The sequence below is a fragment of the Streptomyces sp. NPDC055815 genome (genome assembly GCF_053616475.1).
In genome coordinates this window covers 1-17,045 of sequence record NZ_JBSHDU010000054.1, presented here as the reverse complement: position 1 = coordinate 17,045, position 17,045 = coordinate 1, and the positions used below count along the sequence as shown (strand labels likewise).

The window sequence follows — 17,045 nt, the reverse complement described above, 5'->3', positions numbered from 1 at the left end:
ATCATGCTCCTGCCAGGGAGACCGGCTCCGTCCGGGGTCGGCTGATGACCAGGGCCATCAGCGCCGCCGCCGCGCACAGGGCGCCCGAGGCGTACCAGACGACGTCGTACGTACCGAAGACGTCACGCGCCACGCCGCCCGCGAAGGCGACGGCCGCCGCGCCGACCTGGTGGGAGGCGAGGACCCAGCCGAAGACGATCGCCGAGTCCTCGCCGTAGTGCTCGCGGCACAGGGCGATCGTCGGCGGCACGGTCGCCACCCAGTCCAGGCCGTAGAAGACGATGAAGAAGAGCATCGGGGGGTGGACCGAGGGGGCCAGGAGCATGGGGAGGAACAACAGCGAGACTCCCCTCAGCGCGTAGTAGACCGCCAGCAGGCGCCGCGGCGAGAAGCGGTCCGTGAACCAGCCCGAGGCGACCGTGCCGACGACGTCGAAGACGCCGATCACCGCCAGGAGGCCCGCCGCCGCCGTGACCGGCATGCCGTGGTCGTGCGCCGCCGGCACGAAGTGCGTCTTGACCAGTCCGTTCGTGGAGGCCCCGCAGATCGCGAACGAGCCGGCGAGCAGCCAGAACGGGCCCGTCCGCGCCGCCTTGAAGAGGACCGTGACCGCGCGCCGCGCCGCGCCCGTCACCGGGGCCGGCTTCTCGACGTACTCCCCGCCGTACGGGGCGAGCCGGACGTCCGCCGGGTGGTCCCGGAGCAGCAGCCAGACGAAGGGCACCACCGCGAGGGCCGCGAGGGCCACCGTGACGGCGGCCGGGCGCCAGCCGTGGTGTTCCACCAGCCAGGAGAGCAGCGGGAGGAAGATCAGCTGGCCCGAGGCGCCGGCCGCCGTGAGGATGCCGGTGACCAGGCCTCGCCGGGCGACGAACCAGCGGTTCGTGACGGTCGCCGCGAAGGCGAGGGCCATGGAGCCGCTGCCGAGGCCGACGAAGAGGCCCCAGTAGAGGACCAGCTGCCAGGCCGCCGTCATCCAGACGGTGAGGAGCGAGCCCACCGAGATGATCGTCAGGGCGACCGCCACGACCTTCCGGATGCCGAAGCGGTCCATCAGCGCCGCGGCGAACGGCGCCGTCAGGCCGTACAGGGCGAGGTTCACCGAGACGGCGAAGCCGATCGTCCCCCGCGACCAGTGGAACTCCTCGTGCAGCGGCTCGATCAGCAGGCCCGGCAGGGAGGCGAAGGCCGCGGCGCCGATGATCGTGACGAAGGTGACCGCCGCGACGAACCACGCGCGGTGGACGCGGGGGGCACGGGGCTGTCCTGCGGGTGTACGGGTAACCGTCTCGGTTGTCTGGGCCATGCCATCGAGCATCCCGGGCCGGCCCCTCCCCCTGCCATTGGCCCGAATGACAAGTTTCCAACGGATCGGGACACAGGACTCACACGCGGGGCAGCGTTCTGATCGGCCTCACCACGAGCAGCGCCGTCACCACGAGCACCGCGATCCCCGCCCCCGTCAGCAGCACCTCCTCCGTACCGACCACCGCCGCCACCGGCCCCGACAGGGTCCGGCCGACGCCCATCATCAGGAGAGAACCGGCCACGTCGTACGCGTGCATCCGGTTCAGCGCCTCCTGCGGCACGTGCGTCTGGACCGAGGTGGACCACATCACCAGCCAGAAGGCGAAGGCCGCCCCGCCGACGAACTGGCCCGCCCCCAGCAGGACCACCGGCGCGCCCAGGCCGAGCAGGGCCAGGTTCACCGGGAGGCCGAGGAGCGCCACCGCGCCCGACGCGAGGGGGCGGCTCGGGCGCAGCCGGATCGCCAGGAGGCCGCCGACCGCGCTGCCGGCGCCGTTGACGGCCATGAGCACGCCGTACGCCGCCGAGCCGTGGTCCTCGGTGACCAGGCTCGCGGTGAGCGGCACCATCGGTCCTGCGACGGTCAGCCCGTACACCGTCCAGATGGAGATGACGCCCCACAGCCAGTTCCGCGAGCGGAACTCCCGCCAGCCGCCGACGAGTTCGGCACCGAGGGAGTCGCGCCGGGCGGTGTCGGACGGAATCGGGGTGAGACGTATGAGCAGGAAGCAGACGGCGCTGACGGCGAAGGTGACGCCGTTGACGGCGAAGGCCGCGCCCGCGTTCCACACGGCGACCAGCAGGCCCGCGGCGGCCGGTCCCGCCATGGTCATGAGGGCCTCGACGACCCGCAGGACGGCGTTGGCGCGCTGCACGTCGGGGGCGATGCGCGGGATGGTGGAGGCGACGCCCGGCTGGAAGAGGGCGGCGCCGATCCCGCTGAGCACGGACAGGGCGTACACGGCCCAGAGCGGCGGGCTGCCGAGCGTGAAGGAGACGGCGAGGACGGCCGCGCCGGGCAGCCGCAGCAGGTCGGCGAGGACCATCATGCGGCGGGCGGTGAACCGGTCGGCGAGGACGCCGCCGAAGAGCACGAAGAGCGCGAAGGCGGCGGTCCAGCCACCGAGCGCGTAGCCGACGGTGGAGCCGGGGTGGCCCGCTCCGAGGAGTCCGGCGGCGAAGGCGACCGGGACCATGCCCTCGCCGAAGACGGCGACGCCCCGGGCGACGAAGAAGAGCCGGAAGTTACGGCTCCAGAGTGCGGGCGGCTCGACCGGGGGGTGCGGTTCGACCGGTGCGGGCGGCTCGACCGGGGCGGTTGGCGTCGGCGGTTGCTGTGCGGGCGGCTCGACCGGGGCGGGAATCCGCCCGGTGGCCTCAGACTTGTACGTGTTGTCCGTCACGGACACGTACTCGTACCAGCCCTATGGTCTGGACCACCACCCGATTTCGAGGGGAGCACCGCCCGTGCCGTCGCCGTCGCCGCACCGCGTCGCCGTTCTCGCCCTGCCCGGCATCCTCCCCTTCGAGCTGGGCATCCCGCACCGCATCTTCGGCCGTGCGAAGGACCCCGAGGGCAGGCCGCTGTACGAGATCGTGACCTGCGCCCCGGTGGCCGGACCCGTGCGGACGGACGCCGACTTCTCGATCCACGTCGAGCACGGCCCGGAGGCGCTCGCCACCGCCGACACGGTCGTCGTACCCGCCTCGTACGAGCTCGGCCCGGTCTACGACGAGGGCAGACTCCCGGACGAACTGGCCGCGGCACTCTCACGGATCCGGCCCGGCACCCGTCTCGTCTCCATCTGCACCGGCGGGTACGTACTCGCCGCCGCAGGCTTCCTCGACGGGCGCCCGGCCACCACCCACTGGTCGTCCGCCGAGCACTTCCAGCGGCTCTTCCCGAGCGTGCGGGTCGACGCGGACGTCCTGTTCATCGACGACGGCGACGTCCTCACCTCGGCCGGCGTGGCCGCCGGGATCGACCTGTGCCTGCACATCGTGCGCCGCGACCACGGCACGGCCGTCGCCAACGACGTCGCCCGCAGGACCGTCGTACCGCCGCACCGGGACGGCGGGCAGGCCCAGTACATCGAGCGGCCCCTGCCGGAGGCCGGCACGCACACCACGACCGCCGCGCGGGCCTGGGCACTCGCCCACCTCCACGAGCCGATCCAGCTGCGGGACCTGGCGGAGAAGGAGGCCATGAGCGTACGGACGTTCACGCGCCGCTTCCGCGACGAGGTCGGCACCAGCCCCGGCCAGTGGCTCACGCAGCAGCGCGTCGCACGCGCCCGGCACCTCCTGGAGTCCACCGGCCTGCCCGTCGACCGGGTCGCCCAGGACGCGGGCTTCGGCACGGCCCAGTCGTTGCGGGTGCACCTGATGACGGCGATCGGGGTGACGCCGACGTCCTACCGGCGGACCTTCCGCACGTCGACGGGCGCGGCCTCGTCCGTCTGAGCCGACGGGGCACGCCCGGCGAGCCGCCACTCCCCCACCGCACCGACCGCCGTGAGCAGCACGGTCAGCCCCACCCCGCAGAGGATGGCCGTCGACGGCGCCACCACCTTCAGGAGCCCGCCCGCGAGGGTGCCGCTGGCCGCGTAACCGGCGCCCACGGCCGCGTACATGACCGAGTACCCGGCGGCCAGCGCGCCCGCCGGGAGCACCTGCCGCAGGGCCAGGTTCCGGGTGAGGCTCGCGGGCGCCTGGAGCAGCCCGGCGGCCACGAGCGCGACCGCGATGGCCGCCGTCCAGGGCAGTACGGCCACCAGGGCGACGCCCGCGGCCACCGCGAGGACCAGGCCCAGCGACTGCACGGCCAGCGGGCCGGGCCAGCGGTCCCGGAGGCCGTACACGAACGCGCCGACCGCCGAGCCGATCGAGAACCCGGCGAGCAGCGGACCCGCCCAGCGGATGTCGATCCCGCGCTGTTCGAGGAGCGCGGGCAGGATCAGCTCGGCGAGCGCGAGGAGGGTGAGCCCGGCCGCGCCCAGGACGTACACCGGCCAGGCCCGCAGCAGCGCCCGCCGCATCGAGGCCCCCTCCTCCCGCGCCGCTGCCGACCAGCCGGCCGGCAGCAGCCACAGCCCGGCCACGGAAAGCCCCATCAGGAAGCCCTGGAGGAGCAGCGGTACGGCGGGGGCGACGCCGAGCGCCAGACCCGTGGTGAGCGCGGGCGCGGCCGCCCAGAGCCCGAAGGTCAGCATCGACTCCATGCTCATCGCCTGGGTGACGGCCCGCTCCGGCACGAGGCTGGTGAGCAGCGCCCGCAGCGCGCCGGGCACGGCGGCCGGTCCGGCGCCCGCGACCAGCGCGAGGGCGGCCAGGACGACGGGGTGGGCGCCGGGCGCGAGCCCGAGCCCGGCGAACCCGACGACACCGGCCGCGAGCCCGACGACGAGCTGCGGGCGGGCCCGTTCGGGGTCGAGCCGCATGCCGAGGACGGGGGCGGCGACGATCTCCCCGAGGACGTACGCGGCGGCGAGGACGGCCCCGAGCGTGTAGCCCCCGGGCCGCTCCCGCACGAGGAACACGAGCGCGAGCGGCGCCATGGCGACGGGGAGCCGGCCGGTGACCATGACAGCGGACCAGACGAGGACGGGACGGGTGACGAGCTCGCGGTAGGACATGCGGGGACGCTAACGCGCCGCGCTTCCGCCGTTGTGAGCGCGCTTCCGCCGTTGTGGGCGCCCTTCCGCCCGTTGCGGGCACCCGTGCCGCCCCCGTCGTGGGCGCGCTTCCGCCCCGTCGTGGGCGCCCCGTGCCGCCCCGTTGTGGGCAATCGTTCCGCTGGGGCGGTGCCCACCCCGTCGTGGGCGCCCCGTGCCGCCCCCGTTGTGGGCAATCGTTCCGCTGGGGCGGAACGGGTGGGCACAACGGACGGTGCCCCGAGCCGGGCCTAGGCGTTCCTCGCCTGAACCCGCACCGGACGTGCGCCGCGCATCGGGGTGCGGGTCAGGCTCGGAACGCGGAGGCGCCGCTGGGCGCGCCGTCCCGTGTGCCCACCCGTCCCGCCCTGCGGGACGATTGCCCACACGGGGGTGGGCCGGGGCGCCGCCCAGCCGAGGCGCGGGCCCACACGGGCGGTGGGCCCGGGCGCCGCCCCGGACGGCGCGCCGCCCGCACGGCGGTGGGCAACGCCCGCCCAGGCGCCGGGCACACCTCCGCGCGGGTCAGAACGTGAGCACCCCCCGCGCCACCCTCCCCGCCTCCGCGTCTCCCGTCGCCCGCGCGAAGTCCTCCACCGGATACGTCGCCGTCACCAGTTCGTCGAGCAGCAGCGCCCCCGTGCGGTACAGCTCCGCGTACAGGGCGATGTCCTTCTGCGGCCGTGAGGAGCCGTACCGGCAGCCCAGGATCGACTTGTCCAGGAACATCGCGGCCGGCAGGAAGCTCGCTTCCGCCTTCGGCGCGGTCATGCCGAGCAGGATCGCCTGGCCGTGCCGGTCGAGGAGGTCGATCGCGGTCCGGACGAGCCCCGTGTGGCCGACGCACTCGAAGACGTGGTCGGCGCCGGTGGGCAGGATGTCCCGTACCCCGTCGGCGGAGGCGAGGAAGTGCGTCGCCCCGAACTGCCGGGCCACCGCCTCCTTCTCCGGGTTCGTGTCGACCGCGACGATCGTCAGCGCGCCCGCGATCCTGGCGCCCTGCAGGACGTTGAGGCCGATGCCGCCCGTACCGATGACGACGACGGTCTCGCCGCGCCCGACCTTCGCCCGGTTGAGTACGGCTCCGACGCCGGTGAGGACACCGCAGCCCATGAGGGCGGCGGAGGTCAGCGGGATGTCCCGCGGGATCTTCACGGCCTGGACGGCCTTGACGACGGTCCGCTCGGCGAACGACGAGTTCGAGGCGAACTGGAACAACGGCTGGCCGGTCGACGCTCGTGAGAACGGCCGGCCCGGCATACCGATCGCCTTCCGGCACATCGTCGGCCGCCCCCGGTCGCAGTCGGCGCAGGCGCCGCAGTTCGCGAGCGTGGACAGCGCGACGTGGTCGCCGGGGACGACGTGCGTGACGCCCGGGCCCACCGCCTCGACGACTCCGGCGCCCTCGTGGCCGAGGACGACGGGCGGCGGGAAGGGGATGGTCCCGTCGATGACCGACAGGTCGCTGTGGCAGAGCCCGGCGGCGGCTATGCCGACGAGCACCTCCCCGGGCCCCGGGTCCCGTACCTCCAGGTCGTCGACGACCTGGACCTGCTTCCCGTCGAAGACGACGCCTCTCATGATCCGCTCCCCCGGCCCGTGTTGGGGCGATCGCCGGCGGCCGCCGCCCTCGCCATCTCCTCCAGCATCGCCAGCATCGGCATGGGGTCCGTCCCGACCGTCCCGGGCAGGAAGTCCGCGATGCGTTCGGGGGTCCAGCCGCCGCCCTCCGCGTACCCGGCGCGCAGCTCCCTCGGTTGCGCCCAGACCGCGATCTTGGGTCCGGCGATCGTGTACACCTGGCCGGTGATCTTCTCCTCGCGGGCCCGCTCGGACAGCAGGTAGACGACGAGCGCCGCCACGTCCTCCGGCTCCCCGATCTCCTTGAGCTCCATGGGGACGTTCGCGGACATCCGGGTGCGGGCCACCGGCGCGACGGCGTTCGCGGTGACGCCGTACTTGTGGAGGCCGAGCGCCGCCGACCGTACGAGCGAGATGATCCCGCCCTTCGCCGCCGAGTAGTTGGCCTGGGCGACGGAGCCCTGGTGGTTGCCGCTGGTGAAGCCGATGAGCGTGCCCGTGCCCTGCTTGCGCATGACGGCGGACGCGGCCCGGAAGACGGTGAAGGTGCCCTTGAGGTGGGTGGCGACGACGCGGTCCCACTCCTCCTCGGACATGTTGAAGAGCATCCGCTCGCGCAGGATGCCGGCGACGCACACGACCCCGTCGATCCGCCCGTACTCGGCGAGGGCGACGTCGACGATCCGCTGTCCGCCGGCCATCGTGGAGATGTCGTCGGCGACGGCCACCGCCGCTCCGCCCGCGGCCTCGATCTCCTTCACGACCGAGGCCGCGACCTCCGAGGTCGGCTCGCCGCCCTCGATCGACACCCCGTAGTCGTTGACGACGACCTTCGCGCCCTCCGCCGCGCAGGCGAGGGCGACGGCGCGGCCGATGCCGCGCCCCGCTCCCGTCACGGCGACGACCTTGCCAGCCAAGAAGTTCCCCACGCCCGGCCCCTTCCCGCACTTTCTGACGGTCCGTTAGATTCGTTCGTCGTCAGGATTCTACGGTCCGTCAGATACCGGAAAACAAGACCCCGGAGGCCCCGATGTCTCTTCCCGCCGCCTTCCACGAGATCGCCAAGCGCGTCAACAACTGGGGCCGTTGGGGCCAGGACGACGAGATCGGCACGCTCAACCTCGTCACCGACGAGGTCGTCCGCGAGGCAGTCGCCACCGTCCGCACCGGCCACCGCGTCCCGCTCGCCCTCGACCTCAAGCAGGACGGCGTGCAGACCGGCATGATCCCGGGCCGGGTCAACCCGCTCCACGTCATGGTCCAGGTCAACCAGGAGCTCTTCGGCCCCGGCACGGTCGCCACCAGCGACGACGCCGTGACCCTCGGCCTCCAGGCCGGCACCCACTGGGACGCCCTGACGCACGTCTCCCACTCGGGCCGCATCTACAACGGCCGCCCCGCCGCCTCGATCACCCCGCACGGCCGCTCCGAGTTCAGCGGCATCCACACGGCCCGCCACATCGTCAGCCGCGGGGTGCTCCTGGACGTGGCCGCCGCGAAGGGGGTGGACCGGCTGCCGGGCGACCACGCCGTGACGCCCGAGGACCTCGACGAGGCGGCGGAATTCGGCGGGGTGACCGTACGGTCCGGGGACATCGTCCTCGTACGGACCGGGCAGATCCAGGCGTACCTGGCCGGGGACAAGCACGGGTACGCGTTCCCGTCACCGGGCCTCTCGGTCCGTACGCCGGAGTGGTTCCACGCCCATGACGTCGCGGCCGTCGCCAACGACACGCTCACCTTCGAGATCTTCCCGCCGGAGATCGAGGACCTCTGGCTGCCCGTGCACGCCCTCGACCTGGTCGAGATGGGGATGCTCCAGGGGCAGAACTGGAATCTGGAGGCTCTGTCCACAGCCTGTGCACAAGAAGGGCGCTACGCCTTCCTGCTCTCCGCGATGCCCGAGCCCTTCGTCGGCGGCACGGGCACACCCGTGGCCCCGGTGGCCGTCCTGTAGAAGCGGAGGCGGCACACTCGCACGCGAACCCCGTCGAACTCCCTCGGGCGGCGGCGCGCTCGCACGCGCCCCGAGCACGGCACGGCCCGCCGCCACCCGGCCGCGACCCGCACACGCCGAGGGCCACGGCCCTCGGCTCCCCTCGCCACGAATCGCTCACAACAGAGTGGGCAAAACGGAACGAATCGTCAACAGCGCACCCGACCGGGCGACAGCGTCGACATCGCCGTCGACACCGGCGCGACCCGGTCCACCTCGCACCAGATGCTCTTGCCGGCGCCCTCCAGCTGCCAGCCCCACCGGTCCGCGAGACCGTCCACGAGCTCCAGACCGCGCCCGTTGGTGTCGTCACCGTCCGCGTGCCGGGGCTGCGGCGGGCGGTCGCTCGCGTCGGCGACCTCGACCCGCACCCCGCTGCCCTCCGCGGCGAACAGCATCCGCAGCACGGCCGGGCAGCCCGTGTGCACCACGGCGTTGGTCACGAGCTCGGAGATGAGCAGCACCAGCGTCTCGGCGAGCGGCTCGTCATCCCCTATGCCCGACCCGGCGAGCCGCGACCGGGCCCACTTCCGGGCTCGTCCCACCTCTGCCGGGTCCGGCCCGACCTCCAACTGAACCTGAAGCACCTGCACCGCTCACACCATCCGAACCGGCGGACACACCTTTACGGAACGTGATTCCCTTGTGGGACAGCATGGTTGACGTACAGTCACCGCAACAAGCGCTTCGGGCATATTCCAGCGCGAAGGAGTACGCATGGTCCATACTGTGCGACGCACGCTGCGGGTAGTCGAACGCCGGGCGCGAGCGGCGGGCATTCCCGGCCGCGGAGCCACCGCAGGGGCGACACCGGGACGATCCGGGCCAACGAGCACTCGCATCCCACGGAGCGTACCGGAGGCGGAGGCCGACTCCGGGCCGTGACGGCCCCGCCGAAGGACACAACCCGATATCAACATTCCGTGACGCCTCGCACGCGCTGCGCTACAGCGCGGCGGCCACCGTCTCCTCGGCCCGGGCGGCGGTCATCCCCAGCTCGGCCCGCACCCAGGCCCGCTTCAGATGCAGGTGGACGTCGGCCTCCCAGGTGAACCCCATCCCCCCGTGCACCTGAAGACAGTCCCGCGCGTTGCGGACCGCCGCGTCGTCGGCGAGCAGCTTGGCCCCGGCGATCTCGACGGGATCACCGGTGACGGCGGCGGCCCACACGGCGGCCCGAGCGAGCTCGACCCGCACGAGCATCCCGGCACAGAGATGCTTGACGGCCTGAAACCCCCCAATGACCTGCCCGAACTGCACCCGAGTCCGAGCGTAGGAAACGGCGAGCTCGGTGGTGGCCCGCGCGCTGCCCACCTGCTCGGCGGCGGTGAGGAGAGTGGCCTCCGCCGCCCCCGTCGTGGGCAGGCGTTCCGCTTGGGGGTCCCCCCAGGACGAAGTCCTAGGGGGAGGATAAGGGTGGGCACAACCCCCGGTGCCGGGCACCCGATGGAGCGGCGTGAGCGGATCGACCGACCGCACGGGCACGGCGCCCGACACGTCACCGAGCACCACATCGGCCTCGTCCAGCCAAGGGACCAGCCCCTCGTCCACGGAGGTCACCACGACGGCCCCCTCCGCCGCCCCCGGCACGGCCCCCGCCGCGACATGCGTCGCCACCACCGGCCCCGGCAGCAGCACCCTCCCCGCCTCCTCGAAGACGAGGACCGCCTCGGGCAGCCCGAGCCCGACGCCCCCCTCCGCCTCCGGGAGCCGCAGCGAGAAGAACCCGGCGTCGCCGAGCTCCCGCCAGAGGTCCCGGTCGAGCCGCCCGGCGGAGACGGCGCCCCGCAGCGCCTCGCGGTCGAAGAGCCGCGCGAGCAGCTCCCGTACCCCCTTCCGCAAGGCCCGCTGGTCCTCCGTGAGCCGGAAGTCCATGACCGGATCACCGCCCCTTCGGCAGGCCGAGGATGCGCTCGGCGACGATGTTGCGCTGGATCTGGGAGGTGCCGGCCGCGATCGTGTACGAGAGCGAGGACAGCCGGTCGAGGGTCCAGTCGCGGCCGAGGTCGAGCGCGTCGGGCCCGAGGACGGCGGCGGCCGCGTCGTACAGCTCCTGGCGGGCGTGCGAGTAGTGGAGCTTGAAGACGGAGCCGCCCGCCCCCGGCACGCCGCCCGTCGCCTGGGCCTCGCTGACGTTGGCCTGGACGATCCGCCACAGCGCCTGGAACTCGGCGGAGAGCCTGCCGAGCCGGCGGCGCAGGACGGGGTCGTCCCAGGTGCCGTTCTCGCGGGCGTACCGGGCGAGTTCGCCGAGGAGGCGGCGGCAGGCGACGACTTCGCCGACGAACGCGGTGCCGCGTTCGAAGGAGAGGGTGACCATGGTGACCCGCCAGCCGTCGTTCTCCTCGCCGACCCGGTGGGACACCGGCACCCGCACCTCGTCGAGGAAGACCTCGGCGAACTCGGTGGACCCGGCGAGGGTGCGCAGCGGCCGTACCGTGATGCCGGGGGCGTCCATGGGCAGGGCGAGCCAGGTGATGCCCCGGTGCTTGGACGGCGCCTCGGGGTCGGTGCGTACGAGCAGTTCGCACCAGTCGGCGACCTCGGCGTGCGAGGTCCAGATCTTCTGGCCGGTGACGACGTACGCGTCCCCGTCCCGTACCGCGCGGGTACGGAGCGAGGCGAGGTCCGAGCCGGCGTCGGGCTCGCTGAAGCCCTGGCACCAGACCTCGTCGCCGCGCAGGATCGGCGGCAGCCACCGTGCGCGCTGCTCCTCCGTGCCCTCGGCGGCGATGGTGGGGCCCGCGTGGAGGAGGCCGACGAAGTTGGCGCCGACGTAGGGCGCGCCGGCGCGTTCGGTCTCCTCCAGGAAGATGAGGCGCTGGGTCGGGGAGGCGTCCCAGTGGGTGTCGGCGTACCCGGCGTCGTACAGGCGGCGCTGCCAGCCGCAGTCGTAGGCGCGCCGGGCCGGCCAGTCGAGCGGGTCGGGCCGTTCGGGGAGGCCGGGCAGGGTGGCGGCGAGCCATTCGCGCAGGCGGGCGCGGTAGGCCTCCTCTTCGTCCGTGCAGGAGAGGTCCATCAGACGATGCCCAGGTCGAGCATGCGGATGGCGTTGCCGCGCATGAGTTTGTAGATCGTCTCGTCGTCGAGGCCCTGGACGTGGTCGAGGGCGACCTCCTTGGTGTGCGGGAAGGTCGAGTCGACGTGCGGGTAGTCGGTCTCGAAGGTGGCGTTGTCGCGTCCCACCACGTCGAGCGAGGCGATGCCGTGCTTGTCGCGGAAGAAGCAGCAGAAGATCTGCCGGTAGTAGTACGTGGACGGGGGCTCGGGGATGAGGTCGCGCACTCCGCCCCAGGCCCGGTGCTCCTCCCAGACGTCGTCGGCGCGTTCGAGGGCGTACGGGATCCAGCCCATCTGGCCTTCGCTGTAGGCGAGCTTGAGCCGGGGGAACTTCACCAGCACCCCGCTGAAGAGGAAGTCCATCATCGAGGCCATCGCGTTGTTGAAGCTGAGCGAGGCCTGGACGGCGGGCGGGGCGTCGGGGGACGCGGCCGGCATCTGGCTACTGGATCCAATGTGCATATTCACCACCGTCCCGGTCTCCTGGCAGACGGCGAAGAAGGGATCCCAGTACCCGGAGTGGATCGACGGGAGCCCCAGATGGGTGGGGATCTCGGAGAAGGTCACGGCCTTCACCCCCCGCGCGGCGTTGCGCCGGATCTCGGCGACGGCGAGGTCGATGTCCCAGAGCGGGATGATGCAGAGCGGGATCAGCCGGCCCCCGCTGTCCCCGCACCACTCCTCGACCATCCAGTCGTTGTAGGCGCGGACGCAGGCGAGGGCGACCTCCTTGTCGTGGGCCTCGGCGAAGGTCTGCCCGCAGAAGCGGGGGAAGGTCGGGAAGCAGAGGGAGGCCTCGACGTGGTTGAGGTCCATGTCCTTGAGGCGGGCGGCCGGGTCCCAGCAGCCGCGGCGCATCTCCTCCCGGGTGATCCCCTCCAGGGTCATGTCGTCGCGGTCGAAGCCGACGGCGGCGATGTTGCGCTTGTACGGGAACTTGAGGTCCTCGTAGATCCACCAGTCGGTGGGCGGGCCGTCGGGGTCCATCGTGATCTGGTACTTGCCGGCGACGTAGGCGAGCTCGCCGATGCCGGCCGTGAGGGGCCGCGGCCCGCGGTCGCGGTACTTCTTCGGGAGCCAGGTCTCGAAGAGGTGGGCGGGCTCGATCACGTGGTCGTCGACGCTGATGATGCGGGGCAGTTCCGTCATGGAGCCTCTCCCGGATTCGGCGGACCGTTCGCGGCCCGTTACGGCGGACCTCTCGCGGCCCGTTTCGGCGGACCTCTCGCGGCCCGATACGGCGGACCACTTCCGGCCCGTTTCTGATGACCCGTCAGATCTGATGGGATCAGGCTAGCCGCGCACCCCTGGACCGACAAGCGCCCGACCTCTACGCTCACCGCACGATCTGACGGAACGTCAGCCATGCGGAGTACGGACGAGAGGAGTCGGTCATGAACGAGACCGCGCACGCACTCGGCGCGTCCCGGACGCTCTGGGAGCTCGTCGAGCGGCGCGCCGCCCTCACCCCCGACCGGCCCGTCCTCCTCCAGGGCGACCGCGTCCTCACCTTCGGCGGACTGCGCGAGCGCGCCGAGCGCTGCGCCGCCGGCCTGTACGGGAGGGGCGTGCGTCCCGGCACCGTCGTCGCCTGGCAGCTGCCCACCCGCATCGAGACCGCCGTGCTCTCCTTCGCACTCGCCCGCATCGGCGCCGTGCAGTCCCCGGTGATCCCCTTCTACCGCGACAAGGAAGTCGGCTTCGCGCTGCGCGAGTCCAAGGCCGAGTTCTTCGCCATCCCCGGAACTTGGCGTGGATTCGACCATGCGGAGATGGCACGGAGGCTCGGCGCGCGCGGGATCTTCGAGGCGTACGAGGACCTTCCGGACGGCGACCCGGCCGTGCTGCCTCCCCCGCCCGCGTCCGGCACCGACGTCCGCTGGATCTACTGGACCTCCGGCACCACCTCCGACCCCAAGGGCGTCCTGCACACCGATCGCTCACTCCTCGCCGGCGGCTCCTGCCTCGCCCACGCCCTCCGGCTGACGGCCGAGGACGTCGGCTCGATGGCCTTCCCGTACGCGCACATCGCCGGGCCCGACTACACGGTGATGCTCCTGCTGTACGGCTTCCCCGCCGTGATGTTCGAGCAGTTCGCGCTGCCGGAGGCCCTCGACGAGTACAACCGGCACGGCGTCACCGTCGCCGGCGGCTCCACCGCCTTCTACTCGATGTTCCTCGCCGAGCAGCGCAGACAGCCCGGGAAGCCCGTCATCCCCACCCTCCGCCTGCTCGCGGGCGGCGGGGCGCCCAAGCCGCCCGAGATCTACCACGCCGTACGGAAGGAGCTGGGCTGCCGGCTCACCCACGGGTACGGGATGACCGAGGTCCCCATGATCACGATGGGCGACCCCGAGGACACCGACGAGAACCTCGCCTCCACCGAGGGCCGCCCGCCCGCCGGCATGGAGATCCGGATCACCGGCGACGGCGAGGTCCGGCTCCGCGGCGAGGCCGTCTGCCGGGGCTATCTCGACCCGGCGCAGACGGAAGCCGCCTTCGACGAGGACGGCTTCCTCATCACCGGCGACGTCGGGCACCTCACGGCCGGCGGCCACCTCGTCCTCACCGGCCGCATCAAGGACATCATCATCCGAAAGGGAGAGAACATATCGGCCAAGGAGATCGAGGACCTCCTCCACCGGCACCCGGACGTCGGCGACGCCGCCGTCATAGGCCTCCCGGACGCCGAGCGCGGCGAACGCGTCTGCGCCGTCGTCGAACAGCCCCCGGGCGCCGCCCCGCTCGCCCTTCCGCAGCTCACGTCCTTTCTGCGGGAGGCCGGACTCTCCGTCCACAAGCTGCCGGAACAGCTGGAGGTGTTGGACGCCCTGCCCCGCAACGAGACCCTGCGGAAGGTCCTGAAGTACAAGCTCAGGGAGCGCTTCGGCCCGGCGCCCCGGTGACCTCCGCGAGGGCCTCCGGGACGTCCTCGTACACGTCGAACAGGCGCCGCACGCCGAGCGCGGACAGCACCCGGCCGACGTGGCCGCCGTCCCGGCCGCCCGCGTCCGCGGGCAGGATCAGCCGCAGCCGGCCGCCGCAGGACCGGAGCAGCCGGCGGGACGCGATCAGCACCCCCACACCGCTGGAATCGCAGAACCGCACGGCCGACAGGTCGATCACCAGATCGTGGCGGCCGCCCGCGACGGCGTCGTGGACACGGCGGCGTATCTGGGGGGAGGTGACCAGGTCCAGTTCCCCCTGGACGCGGAAAACCGTCCAGGGGCCGTGCTCGTCCTCGTCGACATCGATCGTCGTCACGGACGCCGCCTGCCCCACGAGCAGGCGGCGAAACCCCCGCCGTGCGGGATGACGCTTTCCTTACCATCCGCGTCGGCGTCAAGGGCGTACTTGCGGCAAACAGGAGTGCGTTGTCCGAGCGGCGCATTACTTTGGAGGAGAACCGGGACGGAGGCCCTCATGGCGATGGACACACCACCGCGCTGGGACCGCAGGATGCAGCAGCGGCTGGCGCGCGGAGAAGCCGCCGCCCTCGGCGAGTTCTACGACCGGTTCGCCGCCCTCGTGCACAGCCTCGCCCACCGGGTCCTCGACGACGACGCGGCGGCCGACCAGGTCACCCGCGAGGTCTTCGGCTACATCTGGGAGAACCCCGACTCGTACGACCCGAAGCAGGGCAACATGCGCTCCTGGGTCGCCAAGCTGACCCAGCGGCAGGCCGTGCACCGGCTGCGGCAGGCCGAGACCCTGGCCTACGCCGAGACGGGACTCGGCTCCGCCGAGGAGCTGGAGCAGAAGGTCCACCGGGCCTCCGTCGCCGCCCGCGCCGACTACATCGTGACCTCCATGCCCGCCCCGCTGCGGGCCGCACTCGAACTGGCGTACTTCCAGCGGCGCGACTACCGGCAGACCGCCGCCGACCTCGGCGTCACCGAGGACGAGGCCCGCCGGCGCCTCCGCCTCGGCCTCCAGCTGCTCTCCTCCGCGAACACCCGGCCGCTCGAAGGGTCCTCGCCGCCCGGCTACGGACGGACGCCGTGACCGGGGCGAACGGCGACGCCGACGACGTCGCACGCGCCCCCTGGATACCGGGACCGCGCCGGTCCGCCGACGACCACGCGGACCTGACGGCACCGCTGCCGGAGGTGGAGGAACCGGACGTGGACGTGGAGGAGCCCGAGGTACCGGACCTCAGCCACAACGTGCTCAAGTCCCTGCTCGGGGCCTGGGCGCTCTCGGCGTGCTCCGCCGGCGAGACCAAGGCCGTCGAGAACCACCTCACCGGATGCGCGCCCTGCGCCGACGAGGCCCTCCGGCTCCGCGACGCCGTCGCGCTCCTCCACGAGGACCGCGACCTCGACCTCGACCCGCTGCTCCGCTCCCGGGTCCTGGAGAACTGCCTGGGCCGCCGCCCCGCCCGCATCCCCGTCCCCGACTGGGTCACGCCCTACGACGCGGAGACCGCCCGGCTCGACGCGCTCCTCCGGGACATCGGCGAGTCCGAGTGGCACGCGCCGGTACGGCTCAAGTGGTACGAGGAGGACCACGTGGTGCGGCGCAAGGCGACCGTCGCGGCGGTCATCGGGCACCTCCTGGCGGTGGACGGCCTCGTGTCGGCCGCCCTCGGCCTCGACGACCCGCTCGGCGCCGGGATCCCGGAGCTGTCCCCCACCGAACGGACGGAGGCGTTCTGGTCGGCGCTCGACCGGCCGCCGAACCGGTCCGTGCGGGGACCGTGGCGGGACCAGTCGCACCACCTGATCCGCACCGTCTCCTTCGCCGGCCGGGGCGTGGCGGACCTCACCGTCACCTACAAGGACTTCGCCCTCCCCCTCCGTGACTCGCTCCTGGAGCGGGCCTTCGAGTGCTGGCTGCACGCGGACGACATCGCGACGGCCGTCGCCTACCCGTACGCGCCGCCCAGCGGGGCGCACCTGCACGGCATGATCGACCTCGCGGCCCGGCAGCTCCCGGCGGCCCTCGCGAACCGCCGCCGCACGGGCCTGGCCGGCCCCGCCAAGGAACTCGTCGCGGCGGGCGCACCCGGCCGCTCGCTCCACCTGGAGGTGGAGGGCGCGGGCGGCGGCCACTGGTACATCTCCCTGGACTCCCCGGCGGCCCTCGGCTCCCCGGAGCGGGCGGTGGCGCAGGTGGCGATGGACGGGGTGGAGTTCTGCCAGTTGGTGGCGGGGCACATCACGCCGGAGGAGGCGGCGGCGGGGCAGGACGGGGACCGGGAGGCGATCCGCGACGTCCTCTCAGCAGCAGCCTCCTTGAGCCGCCTGTAGGGCCACCCCCGTTGTGGGCCCGCGCCGGGGCTGGGCGGTGCCCCGGCCCACCCCCGTGTGGGCAATCGTCCCGCTGGGGCGGGACGGGTGGGCACACGGGACGGCGCCCTTGCCGGCGCCAGAGGCTCCTGAGCCGGAACCCGCACCCCAGGGTGCAGCGCGGTCGTGGTGCGGGTCCAGGCGCGGAACGCGGAG

General features: G+C 72.9%; 15 protein-coding genes. 5 read left to right on the top strand and 10 right to left on the bottom strand.

Going from position 1 to position 17,045, the window contains the following annotated elements; translation table 11 throughout:
* Window position 1: 1 nt before the first annotated feature.
* Window positions 2-1,306, bottom strand: a complete 1,305-nt coding sequence (locus ACWGN5_RS28900; RefSeq protein WP_453520461.1) for an MFS transporter — start codon at window positions 1,304-1,306, stop codon at window positions 2-4.
* A gap of 79 nt (window positions 1,307-1,385) precedes the next feature.
* The gene (locus ACWGN5_RS28895; protein ID WP_453520459.1) at window positions 1,386-2,717 is read right to left on the bottom strand and encodes an MFS transporter; all 1,332 of its coding nucleotides are present in this window, start codon (window positions 2,715-2,717) and stop codon (window positions 1,386-1,388) included.
* Window positions 2,718-2,775: 58 nt separating this feature from the next.
* On the opposite strand from ACWGN5_RS28895, the gene ACWGN5_RS28890 reads away from it, so the two are divergent.
* A complete protein-coding gene (locus ACWGN5_RS28890) occupies window positions 2,776-3,771 on the top strand; it encodes a GlxA family transcriptional regulator (RefSeq protein WP_453520457.1) in 996 nt (331 codons plus the stop codon).
* Here ACWGN5_RS28890 and ACWGN5_RS28885 read toward each other — a convergent pair.
* The 3 genes from ACWGN5_RS28885 to ACWGN5_RS28875 all read right to left on the bottom strand — a co-directional run bounded on the left by ACWGN5_RS28885 (window position 3,723) and on the right by ACWGN5_RS28875 (window position 7,471).
* On the bottom strand, window positions 3,723-4,943 hold the full coding sequence (locus ACWGN5_RS28885) for an MFS transporter (protein ID WP_453520454.1): 1,221 nt from the start codon (window positions 4,941-4,943) through the stop codon (window positions 3,723-3,725). The two genes, ACWGN5_RS28890 and ACWGN5_RS28885, sit on opposite strands and share 49 nt — an antisense overlap.
* 543 nt (window positions 4,944-5,486) lie before the next feature.
* Window positions 5,487-6,542: a Zn-dependent alcohol dehydrogenase gene (locus ACWGN5_RS28880; protein WP_453520452.1), complete on the bottom strand. Its 1,056-nt coding sequence runs from the start codon at window positions 6,540-6,542 to the stop codon at window positions 5,487-5,489.
* On the bottom strand, window positions 6,539-7,471 hold the full coding sequence (locus tag ACWGN5_RS28875) for an SDR family NAD(P)-dependent oxidoreductase (protein ID WP_453520450.1): 933 nt from the start codon (window positions 7,469-7,471) through the stop codon (window positions 6,539-6,541). The genes ACWGN5_RS28880 and ACWGN5_RS28875 overlap by 4 nt, the downstream gene beginning before the upstream one ends.
* Before the next feature lie 101 nt (window positions 7,472-7,572).
* Here ACWGN5_RS28875 and ACWGN5_RS28870 point away from each other — a divergent pair, with 101 nt between their 5' ends.
* Window positions 7,573-8,499 (top strand): cyclase family protein, encoded by a 927-nt coding sequence (locus tag ACWGN5_RS28870; RefSeq protein ID WP_453520447.1) that lies wholly within the window; start codon window positions 7,573-7,575, stop codon window positions 8,497-8,499.
* 188 nt (window positions 8,500-8,687) lie between these two features.
* Here ACWGN5_RS28870 and ACWGN5_RS28865 read toward each other — a convergent pair whose 3' ends face one another.
* The 4 genes from ACWGN5_RS28865 to ACWGN5_RS28850 form a co-directional block, all read right to left on the bottom strand.
* Window positions 8,688-9,131: an ATP-binding protein gene (locus ACWGN5_RS28865; protein ID WP_453520445.1), complete on the bottom strand. Its 444-nt coding sequence runs from the start codon at window positions 9,129-9,131 to the stop codon at window positions 8,688-8,690.
* 352 nt (window positions 9,132-9,483) lie between these two features.
* Window positions 9,484-10,413 (bottom strand): acyl-CoA dehydrogenase family protein, encoded by a 930-nt coding sequence (locus ACWGN5_RS28860; RefSeq protein WP_453520443.1) that lies wholly within the window; start codon window positions 10,411-10,413, stop codon window positions 9,484-9,486.
* Between the two features lie 7 nt (window positions 10,414-10,420).
* Window positions 10,421-11,557 (bottom strand): acyl-CoA dehydrogenase, encoded by a 1,137-nt coding sequence (locus ACWGN5_RS28855; protein WP_453520441.1) that lies wholly within the window; start codon window positions 11,555-11,557, stop codon window positions 10,421-10,423.
* Complete coding sequence (locus ACWGN5_RS28850) at window positions 11,557-12,747, bottom strand: amidohydrolase family protein (RefSeq protein ID WP_453520438.1); 1,191 nt, start codon at window positions 12,745-12,747, stop codon at window positions 11,557-11,559. The genes ACWGN5_RS28855 and ACWGN5_RS28850 overlap by 1 nt, the downstream gene beginning before the upstream one ends.
* 245 nt (window positions 12,748-12,992) lie before the next feature.
* Here ACWGN5_RS28850 and ACWGN5_RS28845 point away from each other — a divergent pair, with 245 nt between their 5' ends.
* Window positions 12,993-14,504 (top strand): class I adenylate-forming enzyme family protein, encoded by a 1,512-nt coding sequence (locus ACWGN5_RS28845; RefSeq protein WP_453520435.1) that lies wholly within the window; start codon window positions 12,993-12,995, stop codon window positions 14,502-14,504.
* Here the strand turns inward: ACWGN5_RS28845 and ACWGN5_RS28840 are convergent.
* On the bottom strand, window positions 14,473-14,862 hold the full coding sequence (locus ACWGN5_RS28840; RefSeq protein WP_453520433.1) for an STAS domain-containing protein: 390 nt from the start codon (window positions 14,860-14,862) through the stop codon (window positions 14,473-14,475). The genes ACWGN5_RS28845 and ACWGN5_RS28840 overlap by 32 nt on opposite strands.
* Before the next feature lie 159 nt (window positions 14,863-15,021).
* Between ACWGN5_RS28840 and ACWGN5_RS28835 the strand changes: the two genes are divergently transcribed.
* Both ACWGN5_RS28835 and ACWGN5_RS28830 read left to right on the top strand, forming a co-directional pair.
* Window positions 15,022-15,603, top strand: coding sequence for a sigma-70 family RNA polymerase sigma factor (locus tag ACWGN5_RS28835; RefSeq protein ID WP_351185086.1), 582 nt, complete (start codon window positions 15,022-15,024; stop codon window positions 15,601-15,603).
* The gene (locus ACWGN5_RS28830) at window positions 15,600-16,850 is read left to right on the top strand and encodes a zf-HC2 domain-containing protein (protein ID WP_453520430.1); all 1,251 of its coding nucleotides are present in this window, start codon (window positions 15,600-15,602) and stop codon (window positions 16,848-16,850) included. Before ACWGN5_RS28835 ends, ACWGN5_RS28830 begins: the two co-directional genes overlap by 4 nt.
* The last annotated feature ends 195 nt before the right edge of the window (window positions 16,851-17,045 follow it).

Coding starts and splice junctions, on each gene's coding strand:
- ACWGN5_RS28900 (WP_453520461.1), bottom strand. CDS start 1,306: ATGGCCCAGACAACCGAGACGGTTACCCGTACACCCGCAGGACAGCCC.
- ACWGN5_RS28885 (WP_453520454.1), bottom strand. CDS start 4,943: ATGTCCTACCGCGAGCTCGTCACCCGTCCCGTCCTCGTCTGGTCCGCT.
- ACWGN5_RS28880 (WP_453520452.1), bottom strand. CDS start 6,542: ATGAGAGGCGTCGTCTTCGACGGGAAGCAGGTCCAGGTCGTCGACGAC.
- ACWGN5_RS28870 (WP_453520447.1), top strand. CDS start 7,573: ATGTCTCTTCCCGCCGCCTTCCACGAGATCGCCAAGCGCGTCAACAAC.
- ACWGN5_RS28860 (WP_453520443.1), bottom strand. CDS start 10,413: ATGGACTTCCGGCTCACGGAGGACCAGCGGGCCTTGCGGAAGGGGGTA.
- ACWGN5_RS28855 (WP_453520441.1), bottom strand. CDS start 11,557: ATGGACCTCTCCTGCACGGACGAAGAGGAGGCCTACCGCGCCCGCCTG.
- ACWGN5_RS28850 (WP_453520438.1), bottom strand. CDS start 12,747: ATGACGGAACTGCCCCGCATCATCAGCGTCGACGACCACGTGATCGAG.
- ACWGN5_RS28845 (WP_453520435.1), top strand. CDS start 12,993: ATGAACGAGACCGCGCACGCACTCGGCGCGTCCCGGACGCTCTGGGAG.
- ACWGN5_RS28835 (WP_351185086.1), top strand. CDS start 15,022: ATGGCGATGGACACACCACCGCGCTGGGACCGCAGGATGCAGCAGCGG.